The following is a 5490-nucleotide window of genomic DNA, read 5'->3' as shown; positions in this document are numbered from 1 at the left end:
TCTTCAGAAAAAGAAGATCTTCAATGACTTGGCTAAAAATCATCGGCCTCGGCCCCGGCGCCGACGCGCTGCGCACCCCCGAGGCGACGGCAGCGCTCGCCGAGGCCACCGACATCATCGGCTACGCCCCTTATGTCGCGCGAGTGCCGGCGCATCCCGGCCAGCGCCGCCACGCCACCGACAACCGGCAGGAGCTGGAGCGCGCGGCGCATGCGCTGGCGCTGGCGGCGGCCGGCGCGCGGGTGGCGGTGGTGTCCTCCGGCGATGCGGGCGTCTTCGCCATGGCCAGCGCGGTGTTCGAGGCGCTGGAACAGGGCCCGCCCGAATGGCGCGCGCTGGACATCGCCGTGCTGCCGGGGCTGTCGGCCATGTTCGCCGCCGCGGCGCGGCTGGGCGCGCCGCTCGGGCATGATTTCTGCGCCATCTCGCTCTCCGACAATCTCAAGCCCTGGGAGCTGGTGGAAAAGCGCCTGAATGCGGCGGCAGGCGCGGGCTTTGTCATCGCCCTCTACAACCCGATCTCCAAGGCGCGGCCCTGGCAGCTCGGCCGGGCGTTCGAATTGCTGCGGGACATGCTGCCGGGACGCGTGCCGGTGGCCATCGCCACCGCCATCAGCCGGCCGGAGGAAAAGCTGGCGCTGACCACGCTGGCGGAGGTGGTGCCAGAGGCCGCCGACATGCGCAGCCTGGTGCTGGTCGGCACGGCGGAAAGCCGGCTGGTGGCGCGGGGCGAGGGGAAGCTTCCCTGGCTCTACGCGCCGCGCTCGGCGCGCCGGGCATGAAGCCAGGCGAGCGCGTCCGCCACCTCCTCCACCACCGCCAGGCCGGGCGGCAGCGGCGGGCGGGCCAGCAGATGCACGGGCAGCCCCAGCTCCCGCGCCGCCACCAGCTTGGCCGCCGTGGCGGCGCCGCCGGAATTCTTGCTGGCAATCACCTCGATGCCGTGGCGGCGCAGCAACTCACGCTCCGCCTCCAGGGCGAAGGGGCCGGTGGCGGTCAGCACCTCGGCCTGGGGGGGCAGCAGGGCCGGGTCGGGCGGGTCGACGCTGCGGATGACGTAATGGTGCCAGGGCGCGGCGCGGAAGGCCGCCAACTCCTTCTGGCCCACCGTCAGCAGCACGCGGCGCGGGGTCTCCCCCAGGGCGGCGGCCAGGGCGGACATGTCGGGGTGCTGCGTCCAGTCATCGCCGGGGCCGGGCGTCCAGGCGGGGCGGTGCAGGCGCAGCAGCGGCGTGCCGGTGGCCGCGGCTGCCTGGGCGGCATTGGCGGTGATGCGCGCCGCGAAGGGGTGGGTGGCGTCGAGCAGCGCCGCGATGCCCTCGGCGCGCAGATACTCGGCCAGGCTCCCGGCGCCGCCGAAGCCGCCCAGCCGCGTGGGCAGGGGCAGCGGGCGCGGCGCGCGGGTGACCCCCGCCAGGGACACCGTGACCTGGTATCGGCTATCCTCGGCCAGGGCGCGGGCCAGGCCCGTGGCCTCGCCGGTTCCCCCCAGCAGCAGAACGCGCATAGTCCCTCGCGATGAACACTCCGTGGCTGACCATCCTGGGCATCGGCGAGGACGGCGTCGAGGGCCTCTCCCCCGCCGCCGCGACATTGCTGGCCGGGGCGGAGGCGGTGTTCGGCGCGGCGCGGCAGATCGCGCTGGCCGCGCCGCTGATCCGTGGCGAGCGCCACCCCTGGCCGAGCCCGATGCTGGAGGGAATCCCGGCGCTGCTCGCCCGGCGCGGCCGGCGCACCGTGGTGCTGGCCTCGGGCGACCCGTTCTGCTTCGGGATCGGCGCCACCCTGGCGCGGCATCTGGAGGCCGGGGAGTTCCTGACGCTGCCGGCGCCGTCCGCCTTCTCGCTGGCCGCGTCGCGGCTGGGCTGGGCGCTGCAGGATTGCGCCACGATTTCTTTCTGTGGGCGGCCGGTGGAGCGTCTGCTCCCGTTGCTGCAGCCGGGGGCGCGCATCCTGGCGCTGTCGGCCGATGCCTCGACCCCGGCGGAGGTCGCCGCGCTGCTGGAACGGCATGGCTTCGGCCCGACGCGGCTGCATCTGCTGGAGGCGCTAGGTGGCCCGCGCGAACGGGTCCGGATGGCCGAGGCGCGCGGCTTCGCGCTGCGGCCCGATCCGCTGAACCTGCTGGCGCTGGAGGTGGTGCCGGGCCTTGGCGCGCGCATCCTGCCGCTGAGCGCGGGTCTGGATGAGAGCCTGTTCGAGCATGACGGGCAGATCACCAAGCGCGAGGTGCGGGCGGTGACGCTGGCGGCGCTGGCGCCGCGGCAGGGCGAGCTGCTGTGGGATGTGGGGTGTGGCAGCGGCTCGGTCGCCATCGAATGGCTGCTGCGGCATCCGGCGAACCGCGCCATCGGGCTGGAGCCGCGCGCCGATCGGCTGACCCGAGCCGCGCGCAATGCCGCGCAGTTCGGCGTGCCGGGGCTGGAGCTGGTCGAGGCCGCCGCGCCGCAGGGCTTCGAGGGGTTGCCGCGGCCGGACGCGATCTTCCTGGGCGGCGGGGCGAGCCGGCCGGGGGTGCTGGAGGCGGCCTGGGCCGCGCTGCGCCCGGGCGGACGCCTGGTGGCCAATGCCGTCACGGTGGAGACCGAGATGGTGCTGCTGGCCGCCTTTGGCCGCTGGGGCGGGGAGCTGACGCGGATCGGCGTCGAGCGGCTGGACCGTGTGGGCGCCTTCCACGGCTACCGCCCGGCGATGACGGTCGTGCAGTACGCGGTTTGCAAACCCGAGGCGGGGTCTGGGGGGACCCTGTCCCCCCAGCGGGGTCCAGGGGCGGAGCCCCTGGCCACGGCCGGTCTTGGCTTGCGCCCCGCTGCCTCTGGCCCTGACCTGGTGGCGCTGATCCGCCGCGCCGAGGCATTGTCGGGCCATCGCGTGGTCCGCCTCGCCGCCCCCGCCTTCCGCGAGGGTGCCGAGGCTTTGTCCTTCGCCGCCGACACTCTTGGCCTTCCCGTGGTGTTCATCGACCGCGACGCGCTGCTTTCCGTGCAGGGCCGCTGCCCGTCCCGCTCCGAGGCCTCGCTGCGCGCCACCGGCATCGCCTCGGTGGCGGAGGGCTGCGCGCTGGCGCAGGGCGGGCGGCTGGTGTTGGCGCGCATCGATGGCAGCGGGGTCAGCTGCGCCCTTTCGACGGAGTCCGAGACATGACCGTGCATTTCATCGGCGCCGGGCCGGGGGCGGCGGACCTCATCACCCTGCGCGGGCGCGACCTGCTGGCCGCCTGCCCGGTCTGCCTCTATGCCGGCTCCATCGTGCCGCCGGCGTTGCTGGCGCATTGCCCGCCGGGGGCGCGGCTGGTGGACACCGCGCCGCTCGACCTCGACGCGATCGAGGCGGAATATCTCCGCGCCCAGGCGGCGGGGCAGGATGTGGCGCGGCTGCATTCCGGCGACCTCTCGGTCTGGTCCGCCATGGGCGAGCAGATCCGCCGGCTGGAACGCCACGGCATTCCCTACACCGTCACCCCCGGCGTGCCCGCCTTCGCCGCCGCCGCCGCGACGCTGGGGCGGGAGCTGACCATCCCCTCCGTGGCGCAGAGCCTGGTGCTGACGCGGGTCTCCGGCCGCGCCTCCCCCATGCCGGGGGGCGAGACGCTGGAAGGCTTCGGCGCCACCGGGGCGACGCTGGCGCTGCATCTGGCGATCCACGCCTTGCCGCAGATCGTGCAGCGCCTGGTGCCGCTCTATGGCAAGGACTGCCCGGTGGCGGTGGTGGTGCGCGCCTCCTGGCCGGAGGAACGCGTGGTGCGCGCGACGCTCGGCACCATTGAGGCGGAGATGGCGAAGGAGCCCGCCGAGCGGACGGCGATCATCTTCGTGGGGCCGGGGCTGAAGGACGCGGAAACAGAAAGCTCTTTGTATTCAAAAGAATACCAAAGACGATTCAGATAAGAATCTTCTTTTTCTGAAGAAAAAGAAGCAAAAAGACTTTTTCAGACTGCCGCCGTCTCCCGGCACAGCGGGACGCTAAACTGACAGAAGTTTTTTGGTTCTTTTTTCCAAAAAAGAACATTCTTACTGGCTGACAGCCAACAGCGCCCCATCCCGCCCGAACAGCGCCACATCCACCGCAACCGGCGCGCCCTCCACCACGGCGGCGGCCACCGCCCGCGCCCGGTCCGCCACCGCCTGGGGCAACGCCACCCCCTCGGCCTCGGCCAGCCGGAACGCCTCCAGCGCGGTGTTGGCTTCGGCGATGCGCGCGGCCAGCGCCGCGCTCCCCCCGGCCTCGCGCGCCAGAACCGCCAGCGCCGGCAGATCCACCCCGCCGCGGCGCGAATGCAGATCCAGCCGCCCCTGCGCCAGCTTGGTCAGCTTGGCCAGCCCCCCCGCCACCGTCACCCGCGCCACCGGATGCGCGCGCAGGTATTTCAGCATGCCGCCCACGAAATCACCCATGTCGATCAGCGCCTGCTCCGGCAACCCGTGCAGGCGGCGCACGGCGTCTTCCGAGGTGCTGCCCGTGGCGCCCGCCACATGACGCAGCCCCGCCGCCCGCGCCACATCCACCCCGCGATGGATCGAATGGATCCAGGCCGCGCAGGAATAGGGCACCACCACCCCCGTCGTCCCCAGCACCGACAGCCCGCCCAGGATGCCCAGGCGCGGATTCATCGTCTTCCGCGCCAGCGCCTCGCCGCCGGGGATCGAGATTTCCACATGCGCATCCGCCTCCGCCCCCGCCACCTCGGCCAGAGCGGCGCGGATCATGGCACGCGGCACCGGGTTGATGGCGGGCTCGCCCGGCGGCAGCGGCAGGCCGGGGAGCGTCACGGTGCCCACCCCCTCCCCGGCCGCGAACACCACGCCGGAGCCCGGCGGCAGCGCCCGCACCGTGGCGCGGATCAGCGCGCCATGGGTGACATCCGGGTCGTCCCCCGCATCCTTCACCACCCCGGCGCTCGCCGCGCCGTCGGACTGAAAGAAAGATTCGGCCAGGGCGAAGGCGGGGCGCTCGCCGCGCGGCAGGGTGATGCTGACCGGGTCGGGGAAGGCGCCATGGCGCAGCGCGGCATAGGCGGCCTTGGCCGCCGCCGTGGCACAGGCGCCGGTGGTCCAGCCCCGGCGCAGCGGAGGGTCTTCCTGCGGCACGCCGCCAGCTTTATCCCCCACCCCCGCCCCTGTCATCCGGAGCACGCGGCATGACCCGATTGGAACACCTCGCCGCCCTGCTGGGGGAAGCCCCGCCCGAACTGCGCCCCGGCCAGGTCTGGCTGGTCGGCGCCGGGCCGGGCGACCCGGCGAAGCTGACGCTGGAGGCGCTCGCCGGCCTCGCCCAGGCCGAGCTGCTGGTGCATGACGAGCTGGTGGACCCCCGCATCCTGGCCCTCGCGCCGGAGGGCGCGGAGCGGCGCTTCATGGGCAAGCGCGGCGGCCAGCCCTCGGCGAAGCAGGCGGACATCATCGCGGCGCTGGTGGCCGGGGCGCGGGCGGGCCGGCGCGTGGTGCGGCTGAAGGGCGGCGACCCTTACGTGTTCGGCCGCGGCGCGGAGGA

At 73.7% G+C, this 5490-nt stretch carries 6 protein-coding genes and 1 pseudogene; 5 read left to right on the top strand and 2 right to left on the bottom strand.

Features of this window, described 5'->3' with window-relative positions; genetic code table 11:
- Nucleotides 1–23: 23 nt before the first annotated feature.
- Nucleotides 24–782 (top strand): precorrin-3B C(17)-methyltransferase, encoded by a 759-nt coding sequence (cobJ, locus tag HMPREF0731_RS15035; protein ID WP_007005014.1) that lies wholly within the window; start codon nt 24–26, stop codon nt 780–782.
- Here cobJ and HMPREF0731_RS15030 read toward each other — a convergent pair.
- Entirely contained in the window at nt 752–1507 is a 756-nt protein-coding gene (locus HMPREF0731_RS15030) for a cobalt-precorrin-6A reductase (RefSeq protein WP_007005013.1), read from the bottom strand. The genes cobJ and HMPREF0731_RS15030 overlap by 31 nt on opposite strands.
- Before the next feature lie 11 nt (nt 1508–1518).
- Here HMPREF0731_RS15030 and cbiE point away from each other — a divergent pair.
- From cbiE to cobM, 3 genes and pseudogenes are all read left to right on the top strand, one after another.
- A pseudogene (gene cbiE / locus HMPREF0731_RS15025) lies at nt 1519–2733 on the top strand (precorrin-6y C5,15-methyltransferase (decarboxylating) subunit CbiE); the annotation flags it as partial.
- A 12-nt stretch (nt 2734–2745) separates the two neighbouring features.
- Entirely contained in the window at nt 2746–3144 is a 399-nt protein-coding gene (locus HMPREF0731_RS26205; protein WP_281015362.1) for a cobalamin biosynthesis protein, read from the top strand.
- Nucleotides 3141–3887 carry a precorrin-4 C(11)-methyltransferase gene (gene cobM / locus HMPREF0731_RS15020; RefSeq protein ID WP_007005011.1) on the top strand — a complete coding sequence of 249 codons (747 nt, stop codon included), beginning with the start codon at nt 3141–3143 and terminating at the stop codon, nt 3885–3887. Before HMPREF0731_RS26205 ends, cobM begins: the two co-directional genes overlap by 4 nt.
- A gap of 123 nt (nt 3888–4010) precedes the next feature.
- On the opposite strand, the gene HMPREF0731_RS15015 is transcribed toward cobM, so the two are convergent.
- Complete coding sequence (locus HMPREF0731_RS15015; RefSeq protein WP_007005009.1) at nt 4011–5123, bottom strand: cobalt-precorrin-5B (C(1))-methyltransferase; 1113 nt, start codon at nt 5121–5123, stop codon at nt 4011–4013.
- A 14-nt stretch (nt 5124–5137) separates the two neighbouring features.
- Between HMPREF0731_RS15015 and HMPREF0731_RS15010 the strand changes: the two genes are divergently transcribed.
- A partial coding sequence (locus HMPREF0731_RS15010; RefSeq protein ID WP_007005008.1) for a uroporphyrinogen-III C-methyltransferase occupies nt 5138–5490 on the top strand: 353 nt, incomplete at its 3' end.

The organism is Pseudoroseomonas cervicalis ATCC 49957 (genome assembly GCF_000164635.1).
GTDB classification, from domain to species: domain Bacteria; phylum Pseudomonadota; class Alphaproteobacteria; order Acetobacterales; family Acetobacteraceae; genus Pseudoroseomonas; species Pseudoroseomonas cervicalis.
Note: the sequence above shows the minus strand (reverse complement) of the source record. Positions and strands in the feature narration are given on the sequence as shown.